At 65.8% G+C, this 15,469-nt stretch carries 16 protein-coding genes; 6 read left to right on the top strand and 10 right to left on the bottom strand.

What is annotated here, in order from left to right:
- Positions 1-27 precede the first annotated feature (27 nt).
- Complete coding sequence (locus AX767_RS09380; protein ID WP_082754943.1) at positions 28-1,263, top strand: O-antigen ligase family protein; 1,236 nt, start codon at positions 28-30, stop codon at positions 1,261-1,263.
- On the opposite strand, the gene AX767_RS09385 is transcribed toward AX767_RS09380, so the two are convergent.
- From AX767_RS09385 to AX767_RS09405, 5 genes are read right to left on the bottom strand one after another with little or no spacing between them, the layout of a single operon-like run.
- The gene (locus AX767_RS09385; protein WP_068630700.1) at positions 1,260-2,156 is read right to left on the bottom strand and encodes a glycosyltransferase family 2 protein; all 897 of its coding nucleotides are present in this window, start codon (positions 2,154-2,156) and stop codon (positions 1,260-1,262) included. The two genes, AX767_RS09380 and AX767_RS09385, sit on opposite strands and share 4 nt — an antisense overlap.
- On the bottom strand, positions 2,153-2,713 hold the full coding sequence (locus AX767_RS09390; protein WP_068630702.1) for a transferase: 561 nt from the start codon (positions 2,711-2,713) through the stop codon (positions 2,153-2,155). Before AX767_RS09390 ends, AX767_RS09385 begins: the two co-directional genes overlap by 4 nt.
- Before the next feature lie 32 nt (positions 2,714-2,745).
- Entirely contained in the window at positions 2,746-2,958 is a 213-nt protein-coding gene (locus AX767_RS09395; protein ID WP_068630706.1) for a zinc-finger domain-containing protein, read from the bottom strand.
- Between the two features lie 5 nt (positions 2,959-2,963).
- Positions 2,964-3,911 carry a branched-chain amino acid transaminase gene (locus AX767_RS09400; protein WP_068630708.1) on the bottom strand — a complete coding sequence of 316 codons (948 nt, stop codon included), beginning with the start codon at positions 3,909-3,911 and terminating at the stop codon, positions 2,964-2,966.
- 60 nt (positions 3,912-3,971) lie between these two features.
- On the bottom strand, positions 3,972-4,889 hold the full coding sequence (locus AX767_RS09405) for a glycosyltransferase family 2 protein (protein ID WP_210392593.1): 918 nt from the start codon (positions 4,887-4,889) through the stop codon (positions 3,972-3,974).
- A gap of 144 nt (positions 4,890-5,033) precedes the next feature.
- Here AX767_RS09405 and AX767_RS09410 point away from each other — a divergent pair, with 144 nt between their 5' ends.
- Positions 5,034-6,017 carry a recombination-associated protein RdgC gene (locus AX767_RS09410; protein ID WP_068630710.1) on the top strand — a complete coding sequence of 328 codons (984 nt, stop codon included), beginning with the start codon at positions 5,034-5,036 and terminating at the stop codon, positions 6,015-6,017.
- An 18-nt stretch (positions 6,018-6,035) separates the two neighbouring features.
- On the opposite strand, the gene AX767_RS09415 is transcribed toward AX767_RS09410, so the two are convergent.
- From AX767_RS09415 to radA, 3 genes are read right to left on the bottom strand one after another with little or no spacing between them, the layout of a single operon-like run.
- A complete protein-coding gene (locus tag AX767_RS09415; RefSeq protein ID WP_068630712.1) occupies positions 6,036-6,476 on the bottom strand; it encodes a glycerate kinase in 441 nt (146 codons plus the stop codon).
- Between the two features lie 22 nt (positions 6,477-6,498).
- Positions 6,499-8,016 (bottom strand): BCCT family transporter, encoded by a 1,518-nt coding sequence (locus AX767_RS09420; RefSeq protein WP_068630714.1) that lies wholly within the window; start codon positions 8,014-8,016, stop codon positions 6,499-6,501.
- A gap of 19 nt (positions 8,017-8,035) precedes the next feature.
- Positions 8,036-9,430 carry a DNA repair protein RadA gene (gene radA / locus AX767_RS09425; RefSeq protein WP_068630716.1) on the bottom strand — a complete coding sequence of 465 codons (1,395 nt, stop codon included), beginning with the start codon at positions 9,428-9,430 and terminating at the stop codon, positions 8,036-8,038.
- 138 nt (positions 9,431-9,568) lie between these two features.
- On the opposite strand from radA, the gene AX767_RS09430 reads away from it, so the two are divergent.
- Both AX767_RS09430 and AX767_RS09435 read left to right on the top strand, forming a co-directional pair.
- Positions 9,569-10,558, top strand: a complete 990-nt coding sequence (locus AX767_RS09430; RefSeq protein ID WP_068630717.1) for a Bug family tripartite tricarboxylate transporter substrate binding protein — start codon at positions 9,569-9,571, stop codon at positions 10,556-10,558.
- 52 nt (positions 10,559-10,610) lie between these two features.
- A complete protein-coding gene (locus tag AX767_RS09435; RefSeq protein WP_068630719.1) occupies positions 10,611-11,594 on the top strand; it encodes a 2-dehydropantoate 2-reductase in 984 nt (327 codons plus the stop codon).
- On the opposite strand, the gene alr is transcribed toward AX767_RS09435, so the two are convergent.
- Positions 11,595-12,683, bottom strand: a complete 1,089-nt coding sequence (gene alr, locus AX767_RS09440) for an alanine racemase (protein WP_068633537.1) — start codon at positions 12,681-12,683, stop codon at positions 11,595-11,597. It lies immediately after the preceding gene.
- 159 nt (positions 12,684-12,842) lie between these two features.
- Between alr and lplT the strand changes: the two genes are divergently transcribed.
- Both lplT and AX767_RS09450 read left to right on the top strand, forming a co-directional pair.
- A complete protein-coding gene (gene lplT / locus AX767_RS09445; protein WP_068630721.1) occupies positions 12,843-14,147 on the top strand; it encodes a lysophospholipid transporter LplT in 1,305 nt (434 codons plus the stop codon).
- A 25-nt stretch (positions 14,148-14,172) separates the two neighbouring features.
- Entirely contained in the window at positions 14,173-14,658 is a 486-nt protein-coding gene (locus AX767_RS09450; protein WP_068630724.1) for a glutathione peroxidase, read from the top strand.
- Here AX767_RS09450 and AX767_RS09455 read toward each other — a convergent pair.
- Positions 14,595-15,440, bottom strand: a complete 846-nt coding sequence (locus AX767_RS09455; protein WP_068630726.1) for a DUF1266 domain-containing protein — start codon at positions 15,438-15,440, stop codon at positions 14,595-14,597. The genes AX767_RS09450 and AX767_RS09455 overlap by 64 nt on opposite strands.
- Positions 15,441-15,469 lie beyond the last annotated feature (29 nt).

Here is a 15,469-nt window from a genome sequence, read left to right on the forward strand (position 1 = left end):
AGCAAGCGCCGCCTAGAATTCGCGCCCATGCAGAGATCGTTCATCGTGCGGCCCGCGGCCATGTTCTGGGGGCTGGCGGTGTTTGCGCCCGTCGGCGTCAACTACCTCGCGGCGTTCCTGCTGCTGGCGTGTCTTCTGATCGTCGGCATCGCCGGCGACTGGCGCGAGCGCTACGCGCGACTGCGCGCCAATCCGTTGTGGTGGCCCGTGGTGGCCTACCTGGTCTGGACTCTGGTGGTGCTGGCGTTCCGGCCGCACTACCCGCAGACCGCGTCCAACCTGTGGCATGGCTTTCGCATCGGCTTCACCATGCTCATGGCGATGGCGCTCACGCGCGAAGAAGCGAGGTGGGCGCTGCGTGGTTTTCTCGTCATCGCAGGCGCCAGCGTCGTCATGGTGCTGCTGTACCGCAGCGTCGGTTTTCCCATGACCGAACTGTGGCGCGCCACGCTGGTGCTCGTGGGCAACAAGTCGATCAACAACGCGTTGCTGTTCACCGTGCTGGGCGCGAGCGCGGCAGTGTGGGGGCTCGCGCACCTGCGCAACGCGCAGGGGCAGATCGCCTGGAAGGCGCTGTTGGCGTTTGCGCTCACCGGCCTCGTCGCGGTCATCGTCACGCAGTGGCTGCCGTCGCGCACGTCGCTGCTGGCCTTGCTCGTGGCCGTTGTCGCCGCCTGCGTGCACCAGTGGCGCAAGCAACTGAAGGTGCTGGCCGGCGTGCTGGTGGTGGCCGGCGTCCTCGTCGCCGCGCTGGTGTGGCAGGCGCCTTCGGTGCAGCAGAAGTTCGAGCTCGGCCTGCAGGAGATCGAAGCGGCGCAGGCCGGCGCGGTGTCGGAAGGCAGCTGGGTGGTGCGCTTCTACATGTACCGCGACACGGCCCGCATGATCGTCGACCAGCCGCTCGCAGGCTGGGGCATCGGCGGCTGGACCGAACAGTGGCATCTGCGCGGCCCGAAGCTGCTGGCCGACTACAACATGCCGCACAACGACTTCCTGTGGATGGGCGCACAGGCCGGCTTGCCGGGCGCGCTGCTGCTGCTTTCCATCCTGCTGATCGGCCTGTGGCAGTGCTGGCGACGCGACGACCTGATCGGACGTTACGGCTTCGCCGCGATGCTGGTCATGCTGGTCGCGACCAGCGTCAACTCGGCGATGCGCGACGCGCAGATCGGGCTGAGCCTGCTATGGGTGGCGATGGTGTATCTGCGCCTGGCGCAGCCGGCGCCGCCTGTGCTGCCGGCGCCGCGATCGGCTGCCGCCTAGAGCTCGATGCCGTAGTGGGCCTTGACGTAGGCCTTCATCCTGGCGGGGTCGGTGCCGCAGGCTTTCTTGATCTCGTAGATCTTGGCGTCGACCAGCGTTCGGTACCACCAGCCCTGCAAAAAGTGCCAGAGAAAGGCTTCCTTGCCGCCGGTGAATCCGAGCAGGAAGATGTAGCGGTAGAAAAAGTAAAACGTCGAGCGGTAAAAGAGCGGCAGCTTCGCGTACGTGTGCTTGTTCCTGCGCTTGCCGGCGGCCGCGCTGTTCATGGCGCCGTCGGGGCCCGATGGCATCAGGCCGTATTCGATGTCCAGCAGGTCGATCGCCTCGCGGATCGAATAGCCGTTGTGCTTTTGCGTCCACCAGCCGATGGTGTTGAGGTTATGGTCGACGAACTCGTGTTCGAACAGCATCGACGTGCCCTTGCGCAGCTTGATGTGCTCGTCCATCCAGCGCGTTTCGCTGAAGCCGTCCTGGTAGCGAAACAACCGCAGCATTTCCATCTTGCCGATGCCTCGCTTGATCCACTTGTTGAGAAACAGGCGCCTGAGCGGAAAAATAATGCCCGACACGCCCGCATCGACCTGCGGCAAACGCGTGTTCACCTCGTCGACCAGTTCGGGCGTCAGGTACTCGTCCGCATCGAGGCGCAACACCCATTCGGTTTCGATGGGCAGGTTGTCCAGCCCCCAGTTGAACTGGCGCGCGTGGTTGTTTTCCCATTTGTTCTGGTAGACGACGGCGCCGCACTCGCGGGCGATGGCCACCGTGGCATCCGTCGAAAAGGAATCGACAATGAAAACCTGGCTCGCCACCTGGCAAACGTTCTCGATGCACCGACGAAGATGAATTTCCTCGTTGAACGTCAGGATGATGGCGCTGATGCCCGGCTTCATGACGCCCGCATTTCCCGGCGGCCCACACAGATTGCGGGGTTGCCGCGAACGATGGTCCAGGGCGCCACGTTGTCGAAGACGGCAGACCGGGCAGCCACCACGGCACCCTGGCCGATTGAGACGCCCGGGCCGATGAACGCATCGGCCGCGACCCACGCCTGATCGGCGATGACGATCGGCTTCAGAAGCAGCCGGTGCTTCGGATCGCGGATGTCGTGGCTGGAGGCGCACAGGTAGCTCTTCTGCGAGACCGTGGTGTGCGCCCCGATGGTGATGTGGCCCTGGTTGTAGCAATCCGCCTCCGGGCCGAGGCATGCATGCTCGCCCATGGTCAGGTTCCAGGGCGCCCAGATTCGGGCACTGGCGTAGACCATGGCGTTCGAGGCGATCTTGGCGCCGAACAGTCGCAGCACGAAAAGCCGCCAGGGGTTGAAAAAATTGAACACGAACGGTCGGAACAACACCACGCGACAAAGGTTCCACGCGGCACGTGCCATCTTGTTATTCAACGAGAACTTGCTTTCGTACTCGGAGAGATCGATCGTGGGCTCGCTCATCGTGGGCGGCGTTTCGCTTCGGCTCCGGAGCGTCAATGCCGGCGCGCTGCCGTCTCGCCGGCCTTGAGCCGATAGACGGTTCCGCAGTACGGGCATTTGGCCTGGCCGGTGTGGCCGACGTCGAGGTACACCTTGGGATGGGTGTTCCAGATCTTCATGTCGGCCTTGGGGCTGGGGCAGAACACGCCACCCTGGTCGTTCAGTTCCTTGCCGAGCAGTTCGACAACCGCGGTGTTGGCACTCATGGTGTTCAGACTTTCGTGAGCCAGTGGGCGTACTTCGGATTCTTGCCGTTCACGATGTCGAAGAACGCGGACTGGATCTTCTCCGTGACCGGACCGCGCGAGCCCGCCCCGATTTCGATGCGGTCGAGTTCGCGGATCGGCGTGACTTCGGCGGCGGTGCCGGTGAAGAAGGCTTCGTCCGAGATGTAGACCTCGTCGCGCGTGATGCGCTTTTGCACGAGTTCCAGCCCCAAGTCCTTGCAGATGTGCAGGATGGTGTTGCGCGTGATGCCGTTGAGCGCGCCGGCCGACAGGTCGGGCGTGTAGACCACGCCGCCCTTCACCACGAACACGTTCTCGCCCGCGCCTTCGCTGACGAAGCCGCTCGCGTCGAGCAGCAGCGCTTCGTCGTAGCCGTCGTCGAGCGCTTCCATGTTGGCCAGGATCGAGTTGGTGTAGTTGCTCACCGCCTTGGCCTGCGTCATGGTGATGTTGACGTGATGGCGCGTGTAGCTGGAGGTCTTCACGCGGATGCCGCGCTTCATGCCTTCGTCGCCGAGGTAGGCGCCCCACGACCAGGCCGCGACCATCGCGTGGATCTTGTTGCCGCGCGGGCTGACGCCGAGCTTCTCGGAGCCGATCCAGATCAGCGGACGCAGGTAGCAGCTTTCGAGCTGGTTCTCGCGCACGACCTGCTTTTGCGCCTCGTTGACCTGTTCCTTCGAGAACGGGATGGTCATGCGCAGGATCTTGGCGCTGTTGAACAGGCGTTCGGTGTGCTCTTCCATGCGGAAGATGGCGGTGCCGTCGACCGTCTTGTAGGCGCGCACGCCCTCGAAGGCGCCGCAGCCGTAGTGCAGGGTGTGGCTGAGCACGTGGATCTTGGCGTCGCGCCAGTCGACGAGCTCGCCGTCCATCCAGATCTTGCCGTCCTTGTCGTCGAGCGAGGGAGCAGGCGGTACGAGGGCGCTCATGGTGTGGTCCTTATCGGGGGCAGGGAAAGTCTCGGAAACCCCCGATTTTACGATGGCCGCCTAGAGCTCGATGCCGTACTGGACTTTGATGTAGCGCTTCATGAGGACCGGGTCCGATCCACACGCTTTGCGGATTTCAAAGACCTTGGCGTCGACCAGCGTGCGATACCACCAGCCTTGCAGGAAATGCCAGAGGAATCCCTCCTTGCCGCCTGTAAAACCGAGCAGAAAAACATAGCGGTAGAAAAAGTAGGCCGCCGACCGGAAGAAGAGCGGCAGCTTCGCATATCGGAGCTTCTTGCCACGCTTGCCCGCGGCCCCACTGCCCATTTGCCCGTCCGGCCCGACTTCGGCGATCAGGCCGTATTCGATGTTCAGCAGCTCGATGGCCTCGCGGATCGAATAGCCGTTGTGCTTTTGCGTCCACCAGCCGATGGTGTTGAGGTTGTGGTCGACGAACTCGTGTTCGAACAGCATCGACGTGCCCTTGCGCAGCTTGATGTGCTCGTCCATCCAGCGCGTTTCGCTGAAGCCGTCCTGGTAGCGAAAGAGCCGCAGCATCTCCATCTTGCCGATGCCGCGCTTGATCCACTTGTTCAGGAAGACGCAGCGCCGCCGAAAAATGATGCCGGACACCGACGCGTCGACCTGCGGCACGCGCGCGTTGATCTCGTCGACCAGCGCGGGCAGCAGGTACTCGTCGGCATCGAGACGCAGCACCCATTCGGTTTCGATGGGCAGGTTGTCCAGCGCCCAGTTGAACTGGCGCGCGTGGTTGTTTTCCCATTTGTTCTGGTAGACGACCGCGCCGCACTCGCGGGCGATCGCCAGCGTGGCATCGGTGGAGAACGAGTCGACGATGAAAATCGCGCTCGCGACCTGGCGGGCATTCTCGAGGCATCTGCGCAGATGCAGTTCCTCGTTGAACGTCAGGATGACTGCAGTGATGCTTGGCTTCATGAGGAGGATGGCAAGCATGTTAGGGGCCCGGCGACGCCGCATGCCTTGGGGCGCGGACGAATGTCGCAAAAGCTTTCGATTTTAGGAGGGCACCGGCAACCGCCGCCCCGACAATGGCCGACTTTGCCACGTTGCGGCCAACCGCCCCGAAAGAGTCATTCAGTGTCTGTCTTCAAGAACGTCATCGTCTTCCGCATCGAACCCTCGTGGTCGCAAACTCTGGTCCAGGCCGAAGACGCCCTGGGCGCCTTCCGCTTCGCGCCCTGCTCGCCGTCGCAGGAGAAGTCGGTCGGCTGGAGCGAGCCACGCGGTGAAGACAATGGCCCGCTGGTCGAATCGGTCGGGGGCCAGTGGCTGCTCGAATTCATGATCGAAAGCAAGGCACTGCCGGCCTCCGTCGTGCGCCGCAAGGTCGAGGAGCGTTGCGCGCAGATCGAAGCCACCACCGGCCGGAAGCCCGGCAAGAAGGAAAAGCGCGACCTGAAGGAAGACATCACCCACGAACTGCTGCCGATGGCCTTCACCCGGCATGCGCGCATTGCGGTATGGATCGATCCGGTCGAACGCCGGCTGGTCGTGAACGCCAGCAACGCGGCGCGCGCGGACGAGATCGTGACGAACCTGGTGAGCGCCCTCGAAGGCTTTTCGGTCGCAATGCTGCAGACGCAGATGGAGCCTGCCGCGGCGATGTCGAACTGGCTCGCGACACAGGAACCGCCGGCCGGCTTCACGATCGACCGCGAGTGCGAATTGCGCGCGACCGACGAATCGAAGTCCGTGGTGCGCTACGCCAAACATGCGCTCGACATCGAAGAAGTGCGCCAGCACATCGCCGACGGCAAGCGGCCCACGCGCCTGGCCATGACCTGGGAAGACCGCGTGTCGTTCGAGCTCACCGAATCGATGCAGATTAGAAAGATCGTGTTCATCGAAGGCACCGACGGCGCGCAGGACGGCAAGAAGGAAGACAACTTCGACGCCGATGCAGCCATTGCCACCGGCGAACTCGGCCAGCTGGTGCCGGCGCTGCTGGAGGCGCTGGGCGGCGAAGCGGCCTTTGCCGCAGCCCCCACCGAGCGCGCGCCCGACGGCGCGGCGACCGCAGCGGCGCCAACCGACACAGAGGCTGAAGACGCCCCGTTCTGATGGAAGCGGGCGCTGCCCTCAGGCGCCCGGCGGCGGCTCGGCCGCTGTGGCGTCGTCCTCCGTCGGCGGCCGCGTCAGCCCCCAGCTCTGCAACTTGCCGTTCAGGAAAACGGCGTCCACATGCGACTGGCCGCCGTCGGTCCAGCGGTACGTTTCCGGCTGCTGGTCCGGAGGGGTCCTGAGTTCGCCGAGCGATCGCGTCATGGCGACCACGTGCAGCAGCGTCACCCGGGGCTTGAGCTTGGCGTTGAGCATCACGGCGCTGGCGACGCTGCCGATCGGGCGGTCGGTGGCGCGCTTGAGCACTTGCATCGTCCGCGTGAAGTGCAGCAGCAGAAACATGACGATGCCGCCAGCCGCCACGGCGACGCCGGGCCAGCCGAAGCTGCGGTAGGCCAGGCCGATCAACAGCAGGCCGGTCAGCGGCACAAAAACTTTCTGAAAATTCATGGCCCGCATTGTCGCTGCGCGCACGGCAGCGCTACTCGCGAACCATGTCCCGCATCTTGCGGCGCAGCGCACGATCGCGCTTTTGCTCCTCGTTCCAATCGTCGCGGATCGCCAGCGTGACCGAGATCGCCATCAGCACCAGCACCACCGAAAAGGGCAACGCGAAAACGATGGTCGCCGTCTGCACTGCGCCCAGTCCGCCTGCGAGCAGCAGGCTCAGCGCAATGGCCGCCACCAGGATGCCCCAAACGATCTTCACCCGGTTCGGCGGGTTCGGGTTGCCGCCAGTGCTCATGGTGCCCAGCACCAGGGTGGCGGAGTCGCCCGAGGTCACGAAGAACACGAAGACCAGCACGGTCGCCACCGCCGACAACACCGCACCCAGGGGCAGGGCGTCGAACATCACGAACATCGTGGTCGAAACGTCGGTCGTCACCGCCTCGGCCAACGGAACGCCACGGAAAATCTCGAGGTGGAGCGCCGTCCCGCCGAAGATGGAAAACCAGACGAAACCGACCAGGCTCGGCGCCAGTACGGTGCCGACGAGGAACTGCCGGACCGTGCGGCCGCGCGAGACGCGCGCGATAAACAGGCCCACGAACGGCGACCACGCAAGCCACCATGCCCAATAGAAAATGGTCCAGTCGCCGATCCATGCGTTGTCGCGGAACGGTGTCAGGCGCAAGCTCATGCGAACGAACTCGCTGATGTACGAGCCCAGCGTGCTGGTCAGCGTGTCGATGATGGCCACCGTGGGCCCCACGCAAAACACAAAGAGCGCCAGCGCGCCGGCCAGGAACAGGTTGCCGATCGACAGCCATTTCACGCCGCGCTCCACCCCGGTGACAGCCGAGGTGATGAACAAGGCGGTGGTGCCGACGATGATGAGCGACTGCGCCAGGGTGCCGATCGGCACGCCGAAGGCGGCATTCAGACCGCTGTTGATCTGCGCGGCGCCCATGCCGAGCGAGGCCGCGACGCCGAAGGCCGTGGCCACCACCGCCAGCACGTTGAAGACGGGCGACATGCGTTGCACGATGCGCCAGGGAAGCGCTTCGGTGGCCGAGCTCACCAGCGGCAGGGCCTTGCGCCGAAAGGTGAAGAAGCTGATGGCCAGCCCCACGATGCCGTAGATCGCCCAGGGGTGAAAGCCCCAGTGGAAAAAGGCGTAGCGCATGGCCGCACCGGCCGCCTCGGGCGTTCCGGCCTCGATGCCGGGGGGCGGCTTCACATAGTGCGAGACCGGTTCGGCCACGCCCCAGAACACCAGTCCGATGCCCATGCCGGCGGCGAACAGCATGGCGAACCAGGCGCCCACCGAGAACTCGGGCTCGTCGTCCTCGTCGCCGAGCTTGAGGTCGCCATAGCGGCTGACGGCCAGAACGAAGGCCAACACCACGAGGCCGAGCACGACCCAGAGATACAGCCAGCCGAAAGTGCGCGTGATGTCGGACAGCAGCGTGCTGAAGACGCTGTCGAGCGTGCGTGGAGAGATCAAGCCCCAGAGCACGACCGCGACGATGATCCCTGCGGACGCGATGAGTTGCATAAGCCGATCTTTCCTTGGGTCAGTCCAGACGCCGTACGACGTCCATTGCTTCTTCGATGCGCTCGACCGCGTGGATGGTGAGCCCCTCGATCTCCTTCGAACCCTTTTTCGGCGCGTTGGCCTTGGGCACCACCGCCACGCTGAAACCGAGCTTGGCGGCCTCACGCAGCCGCTCCTGCCCGCGCGGCGCCGGACGCACCTCGCCGGCCAGGCCGACCTCGCCGAAAGCGATGAAGCCCTTGGGAAGCGGCTTGCCGCGCAGGCTGGAGGTGATGGCGAGCATGACCGCCAGGTCGGCCGCCGGTTCGCTGATGCGCACGCCGCCCACTGCGTTGACGAACACATCCTGGTCCATGCACGCCACGCCGGCATGCCGGTGCAGCACCGCCAGCAGCATCGCGAGACGGTCGCGGTCGAGGCCGACCGACAGGCGCCGCGGGCTCGGGCCGCCGTTGTCGACCAGCGCCTGGATTTCGACCAGCATCGGGCGCGTGCCTTCGAGCGTGACCAGCACGACGCTGCCCGGCACGGGCTCGGCGTGCTGGCTCAGGAAGATCGCGCTCGGATTGGCGACGCCTTTCAACCCGCGCTCCGTCATCGCAAAGACGCCGATCTCGTTCACCGCGCCGAAGCGGTTCTTGATGGCACGCACGAGGCGAAAGCTGGAGTGCGTGTCGCCCTCGAAATACAACACCGTGTCGACCATGTGCTCGAGCACGCGCGGACCGGCCAGCGCGCCTTCTTTTGTGACGTGGCCGACCAGCACGATCGCCGTACCGCTGGCCTTGGCGAAGCGCGTGAGGTGGGCCGCGCACTCGCGCACCTGCGCGACCGAGCCGGGCGCGGACGTGAGCTGGTCCGAATACACCGTCTGGATCGAATCGATGACCGCGATCGCTGGCCGCGTCGCATCCAGCGTGGCGAGAATTTTCTCCAGCTGGATTTCGGCCAGCACTTGCACCTGGGAATGATCGAGCCCCAGCCGACGTGAGCGCAGCGCCACCTGCGCGCCGCTCTCTTCGCCGGTGACATAGATCGCGTTCTGGCCGGCGCGCTGCAGCGCGTCGACCGCCTGCAGCAGCAGCGTCGATTTGCCGATGCCCGGGTCGCCGCCGATCAGCGTGACGCCGCCCGGCACGATGCCGCCGCCCAGCACGCGGTCGAGTTCGTCGAGCCCCGTCGGCGTGCGGTCGGTGTCGGTGGCCTCGATGTCCGACAGCGTTGCGAGATCGGACGAGCCCGCGAGCGATGCGAACACCGGCGCACCGAAGCGGTTGTTCGCGCTGCCGGGCGCGGGGCCGGCGACCTGCTCGATCAGTGTGTTCCAGGCCCCGCAGCTCGGGCATTTTCCGAGCCATTTCGCACTCGCGCCTCCGCACTCGGTGCAAACGTAGTTGGTTTTTTCCTTGGCCATCGGCCGAGTGTAGGGAGCGCGGCGTCCGAAGGGGGTGTAAACGCGGGGACGCCGACGCACGTCCCGCTGGAAAAATACAGGGTCGTGCGCGCAGGAGATTGCCGCGCGTCGAACGATTCATCCATCGGAGAAGCCCTCATGACCATCACCCGCCGCCACCTGCTGCAAACCACGGGCGCCTCGGCGCTGCTCGCCGCCATCGGCCACCAAGCCTTCGCCCAGGCCCAGCTCGAAACCGCCACCATCGTCACCGGCTTCGCGGCCGGCGGCACGTCCGACACCATCTGCCGCCGCCTGGCACAGAAGATCAGCCCGGAGTTCTCCAAGGTGGCCGTGGTCGAAAACCGCACCGGCGCCGGCGGCCAGATCGCCATCGGCTACGTCAAGGGCCGGCCGGCCGACGGCTCGGCCATCCTGCAGACACCGACGTCGATGCTCACCATCTACCCGCACATCTACAAGAAGCTGCCGTACGACCCGCAGACCGACCTGACGCCGGTGTCGCTGGGTTGCGCGTTCGACTTCGGCTTCGCAGTCGGGCCCGCCGTGCCGGCGAGCGTCAAGACAGTGCCCGAGTTCCTGGCCTGGGCCAAGGCCAACCCGGCCGGTGCCAACTTCGGTTCGCCGGCCGCCGGCTCGACGCCGCACTTCATCGGCGCGCTGCTCGGCAAGGGCGCCGGCGTGGAACTCAAGCACGCCGCCTACCGCGGCACGCAGCCCGCGATGCTCGACCTGCTGGGCGGCAACATCTCGGCGGTGTCGGGCCCGGTCGGCGACCTCACGCAGCACCTGCCCAGCGGCAAGGTGCGCATCCTGGGCGTCTCGGGCGCCAAGCGCAGCCGCTTCGCCCCCGATGTGCCGACCTTCGGCGAGCAGGGCATCGCCAACATGGCGCACAGCGAATGGTTCGCCTTCTTCCTGCCGGCCAAGGCGTCGCCCGAACTGGTGGCGCGCCTGAACACGGCCATGAAGAACGCCCTGGCGTCCAAGGACGTGATCGACGGCCTCGGCACCTTCGGGCTGGAAGCGATGTCCTCGACGCCGACGGAACTGGCCGACCTCATCAGGAAAGACACGGCCAAGTGGGGCCCGATCGTCAAGGAAGTCGGTTTCACGGCCGAAGGCTGATCGCCGCCGCGCGCAGTGCGATGGCGATCAGCCTTCTGGCACCATCGCACCCATGAACATCTGCATCTACGGCGCCGGCGCGATCGGCGGATGGATCGGTGCTGCCTTCGCGCAAGCCGGTGAACCACTCAACGTGGTGGCGCGCGGCGCCACGCTCGACGCCTTGCAGCGTGACGGCCTCGTGCTAATGCGTGGCGACGAACGCACGACCACCGCCGTGCACGCGGTCGAGGACCCGGCGGTGCTGGGCGTGCAAGACGTGGTGGTCATCGCGGTCAAGGCGCCGGCCCTGGCGGCCGTGGCCGCGCGCATCGCGCCGCTGATCGGCCCCGACACCCTCGTGCTGACGGCCATGAACGGCGTGCCGTGGTGGTTCCTCGAAGGCGGTTTCGGCGGTGCGCTGGCCGGAACGCGGCTTCAGGCCGTCGACCCCGACGGTGCGATTGCCGCCGCCATCCCGACCCCTCACGTGGTCGGCGGCGTGGTGCATGCGAGCTGTTCGCTGGATGCGCCCGGCGTGGTGCGCCACCATTTCGGCAACAAACTCATCATCGGCGAGCCCGCCGGCGGCACCGCGGCGCGGGTCACCGAACTCGCAGCGCGGTTGACGCGCGCCGGCATCGAGACCAGCGTGTCGCCGCAGATCCAGAAGGACATCTGGTTCAAGCTGTGGGGCAACATGACGGTGAATCCGATCAGCGCGCTCACCGGCGCCACCACCGACAAGATCATGTCGGACGAGTTGGTGATCGGCTTTATCTCTTCCGTGATGCTCGAGGCCAAGGCAATCGGCGCGCGCATCGGCATCGAGATCACCGACAGCCCGCAAGACCGCCACGCGGTCACGCGCAAGCTCGGCGCGTTCAAGACGTCGATGCTGCAGGACGTGGAAGCCGGTCGCGCCGTGGAACTCGACGCGCTGGTGACCGTCGTGCGCGAACTCGGGCAGCTCACGCACACCGCAACGCCGTTCACCGATGCGCTGCTCGGCCTCGCGCGCTTGCGGACGCGGCAGCTGGGCCTGTACCCCGGCTGATCAGGCCACGACGACCGGCACGCGCGGGGCCAGCGCGCACATGAGCTCGTAGCCCACCGTGCCGGCCGCCTGCGCGACCTCGTCGATCGGCAACACCGCGCCGCCCGACGCGTTGCCCCACAACGTGACTTCGCTGCCGAAGCCGGCCTCGGGCACCGGCGTGAGGTCGACCGTGATCATGTCCATGCTCACGCGCCCGACCAGGCGCGTGCGCACGCCGTTCACCAGCACCGGCGTTCCGGTGGTGCAGTGCCGCGGATAGCCATCGGCGTAACCGACTGCGGCCACGCCGATGCGCAGCGGCCCCTCGGCCGTGAAGCTGGAGCCATAGCCGACGGTGTCGCCGGCCTTCAGCGTTTGCACCGAGATGAGCCGCGTCGCGAGCGTCATGCCCGGCTGCAGGTGCCAGTGCGCCGCACTGCCGACCGGAAAATCCGGTGCGCTGCCATACAGCACGATGCCGGGGCGCACCCAGTCGCCGCGCGCTTCGCAGGCGTGCCGCAAGGTGGCTGCGCTGTTGGCGATCGACCGCTCGCCGGGCAGGTCGAGCGTCGTGCGCTCGAACACCTCGAGCTGGTGCGCGATGCCGCGGGTGCCGTCGGCGTCGCTGAAGTGGGTCATGAGCGTGATCTCGTCGACCTGCGGCAACGCGTTGAGCCGGGTCCACGCCGACCGGTAACGCGCCGGCGCGAAGCCGAGCCGGTTCATGCCGGAATTCAGCTTCAGGAAAATGCGCTGCGGCGTCTGGGTCTTGTGCGCTGCCAGCATGTCGATCTGCTCGTCGCAGTGCACTGTGTGCCAGAGGTCGAGGCGCGAGCAGAGTTCGAGGTCGCGCGCATCGAACACGCCTTCGAGCAGCAGGATCGGGCCGCGCCAGCCGAGCGCGCGCACGCGTTCGGCTTCGGCCAGGTCCAACAGCGCAAAGCCGTCGGCGGCGCGAAAACTGTCGAACACGCGCTCGATCCCGTGCCCGTAGGCATTCGCCTTGACCACCGCCCACACGCGGGATTCGAGCGCATCGCGGCGCACCCGTTCGAGGTTGTGGCGGAGCGCGGCGGCGTGAATGGTGGCGAGGATGGGACGGGGCACGGCGGGGAACTCTTCAGGGTGGACAAACACCCACAAACGCACGGGTGGAAGCGCTCATTTTGGCACTGCACCCCCATGCTATAACCGCGCATTCGCCATGGCGGGTCACCCTTTTCCACTATTGCCAGCAGCCCACTCTCTGGCCAGCCAGCCCCCTCGATGAAGCGCGGTTTTTACACCATCATGTCGGCCCAGTTCTTTTCGTCGCTGGCCGACAACGCGATTTTCGTGGTTGCGGTGGAATTCATGCGAAGCGTGGGCGCTGCCGAATGGCAGCGTGCCGCGCTGGTGCCGATTTTCGCGATCTTCTACGTGGTGCTGGCCCCGCTGGTCGGCGCCTTCGCCGACGCCTTGCCCAAGGGCAAGGTCATGTTCATCAGCAACGCGATCAAGGTGGTCGGCTGCCTGCTGATGCTGTTCGGCACGCATCCCTTGATGGCCTACGCGATCATCGGCCTCGGCGCTGCGGCCTACTCGCCGGCCAAGTACGGCATCCTGACCGAATTGCTGCCGGCATCGCAGCTGGTCAAGGCGAACGGCTGGATCGAAGGCCTGACGATTGCGTCGATCCTGCTGGGCATCGTGCTGGGCGGCACGCTGGTCGGCCACATGGTGTCGAGCCACCTGCTGGCGTTCGACTTTCCATTCATCGACACCGGCGTCGACACGCCGTCCGAGGCGGCGATCTCGGTGCTGATCTTCGTCTACATGATCGCGGCCTGGTTCAACACGCGCATCCCGCACACCGGTGTCGAGATGCGGCCGCTGCGCAGCAACCCGAACCACGGTGTGGCGCGCAACCTGGCCGCGCTGCTGCCCGACTTCTGGCATTGCAATGCGCGCCTCTGGCGCGACAAGCTGGGCCAGATCTCGCTGGCCACCACCACGCTCTTCTGGGGCGCAGGCGGCAACCTCAAGTACATCGTGCTGGCCTGGGCGTCGCTCGCCCTCGGCTACAACACCACGCAAGCGTCGGCGCTGACGGGTGTCGTCACCATCGGCATGGCGGTCGGCGCGGTGGTGGCATCGATGCGCATGCGCCTGGACATGGCGACCCGCGTGATTCCACTGGGCATCGGCATGGGTCTCCTTGTGATGGCGATGATCTTCATCCACAACGTGTGGCTGGCCGTGCCGTTCCTGATTCTGCTGGGCGGGTTCGGCGGCTTCCTGGTGGTGCCGATGAACGCGCTGCTGCAGCACCGGGGCCACAACCTCATGGGTGCGGGCCGGTCGATCGCGGTGCAGAACTTCAACGAGCAGGCGTGCATTCTTCTGCTTGGCGGCGTCTACAGCGCCTGCACCGGGCTGGGCCTGTCGGCGTATGCGGCCATCACCGTGTTCGGCGGGCTGGTGGCGGGCTTCATGTGGATCATCCGAGCCTGGCATCAAAACAACCTGCGCAAGTACCCGGAAGAGGTCGAACATCTCCTCGCGATCGCGCGCAGCGACAAGCACCACTGATCTTCCACGGACACAAGGACACGCCATGACCACGGTTTTCGATTTCGAAGCCCAGCAGATCGACGGCAAGACCGTGAAGCTGTCCGACTACCGCGGCAAGGTGCTGCTGATCGTGAACACCGCCAGCAAGTGCGGGTTCACGCCGCAGTTCGAGGGGCTGGAGACGCTCTACGAAAAGTATGCGGAACAGGGCTTGGTGGTCTTGGGCTTTCCATCAAATCAGTTCGCGTCGCAAGACCCGGGCAGCAATGAAGAGATCGGCGCGTTCTGTCTCAAGAACTACGGCGTGAGTTTTCCGATGATGGAAAAGATCGAGGTGAACGGCAGCGGCGCGACGCCGCTCTACCAGTGGCTCACCAAAGAAAAGCCCGGCCTCCTGGGCAGCACGGCCATCAAGTGGAACTTCACCAAGTTCCTGGTCGCGCGCGACGGGTCCGTGCTCAAGCGCTATGCGCCGCTCGACACGCCTGCTTCGATGACGCGCGACGTCGAGGCCGCGCTGGCTGGCTGAACCGCCGGGTCCCACGGCGTGGCATGCCGCAGCAGCGTGTCGCGGCTGCCTTCCAGCACGGTGTGGCTGCGGGCAAATTCGAACCAGCCACCGACATCGAATTCGTCTACCGGGCTGCGCACGCCCATGCCGACCAGCATTGAGAGCGAGTAGTCGTTCCACGAGTGGCAGGCCCGACGCGCGTGCCGCTGCAGCTCGTCGAACACGTGCTCGGCACTGTGCCGTGAAACGAAGCCGGCCGTGACGCCCAACCGGGTCATGTAGGCCACCTGCTGAATGTCCCAGGCCATCATGCTGAAACGATGGCCGAGCAATCGGTGCGGCGGCACCACCTGCGCGTCCGTCGACAGGAAACGGCACACGCCATGCAATGAGGCGAAGGCACGCGAATCGATCGAGCTGCCGGCCGCCCAGGCCGAAAAGGCCGCCTGCTCTTCCAGCGTCGCGCAACCCAGGTTTCGCAACCTGCCGAAGAGGGTGCGGCTGCAGCTTTCGGCAGAGTCGATGTCCCAGTGCGCGGCCAGGATGGCCCGGATGCGCTTGGCCGGCAGCGCGCTCTCGAGCTGGTTGAAGTTGTCGTGCTCCAGCAGGGCCATGTTCGCGCTCAGCAGGCAACCGAACAACTGCGCGGCGCTCATCTCCTCGGCCGGCGCGAACCGGATCGCACGCAGCCATCGTTTGCACGACCAGCCATAGCGCAGGCGAAACAGCGCCAGCGCGACAACGCCGCCGAGCGCGACCAGCAATGCGGAGGGGAGGAACAGCATGAGGGGGCCGTGCATGTGCGGTTCAGAGCATCAAAGCACGAGCC

The organism is Variovorax sp. PAMC 28711, assembly GCF_001577265.1.
In the GTDB taxonomy this organism is placed as follows: Bacteria; Pseudomonadota; Gammaproteobacteria; order Burkholderiales; family Burkholderiaceae_C; genus Variovorax.

Excerpts from the sequence above, each read along its gene's own strand:
- AX767_RS09380 (WP_082754943.1), top strand. The coding sequence starts at position 28 with ATGCAGAGATCGTTCATCGTGCGGCCCGCGGCCATGTTCTGGGGGCTG.
- AX767_RS09385 (WP_068630700.1), bottom strand. The coding sequence starts at position 2,156 with ATGAAGCCGGGCATCAGCGCCATCATCCTGACGTTCAACGAGGAAATT.
- AX767_RS09390 (WP_068630702.1), bottom strand. The coding sequence starts at position 2,713 with ATGAGCGAGCCCACGATCGATCTCTCCGAGTACGAAAGCAAGTTCTCG.
- AX767_RS09395 (WP_068630706.1), bottom strand. The coding sequence starts at position 2,958 with ATGAGTGCCAACACCGCGGTTGTCGAACTGCTCGGCAAGGAACTGAAC.
- AX767_RS09400 (WP_068630708.1), bottom strand. The coding sequence starts at position 3,911 with ATGAGCGCCCTCGTACCGCCTGCTCCCTCGCTCGACGACAAGGACGGC.
- AX767_RS09405 (WP_210392593.1), bottom strand. The coding sequence starts at position 4,889 with ATGCTTGCCATCCTCCTCATGAAGCCAAGCATCACTGCAGTCATCCTG.
- AX767_RS09415 (WP_068630712.1), bottom strand. The coding sequence starts at position 6,476 with ATGCGGGCCATGAATTTTCAGAAAGTTTTTGTGCCGCTGACCGGCCTG.
- AX767_RS09420 (WP_068630714.1), bottom strand. The coding sequence starts at position 8,016 with ATGCAACTCATCGCGTCCGCAGGGATCATCGTCGCGGTCGTGCTCTGG.
- radA (WP_068630716.1), bottom strand. The coding sequence starts at position 9,430 with ATGGCCAAGGAAAAAACCAACTACGTTTGCACCGAGTGCGGAGGCGCG.
- AX767_RS09430 (WP_068630717.1), top strand. The coding sequence starts at position 9,569 with ATGACCATCACCCGCCGCCACCTGCTGCAAACCACGGGCGCCTCGGCG.
- AX767_RS09435 (WP_068630719.1), top strand. The coding sequence starts at position 10,611 with ATGAACATCTGCATCTACGGCGCCGGCGCGATCGGCGGATGGATCGGT.
- lplT (WP_068630721.1), top strand. The coding sequence starts at position 12,843 with ATGAAGCGCGGTTTTTACACCATCATGTCGGCCCAGTTCTTTTCGTCG.
- AX767_RS09450 (WP_068630724.1), top strand. The coding sequence starts at position 14,173 with ATGACCACGGTTTTCGATTTCGAAGCCCAGCAGATCGACGGCAAGACC.
- AX767_RS09455 (WP_068630726.1), bottom strand. The coding sequence starts at position 15,440 with ATGCACGGCCCCCTCATGCTGTTCCTCCCCTCCGCATTGCTGGTCGCG.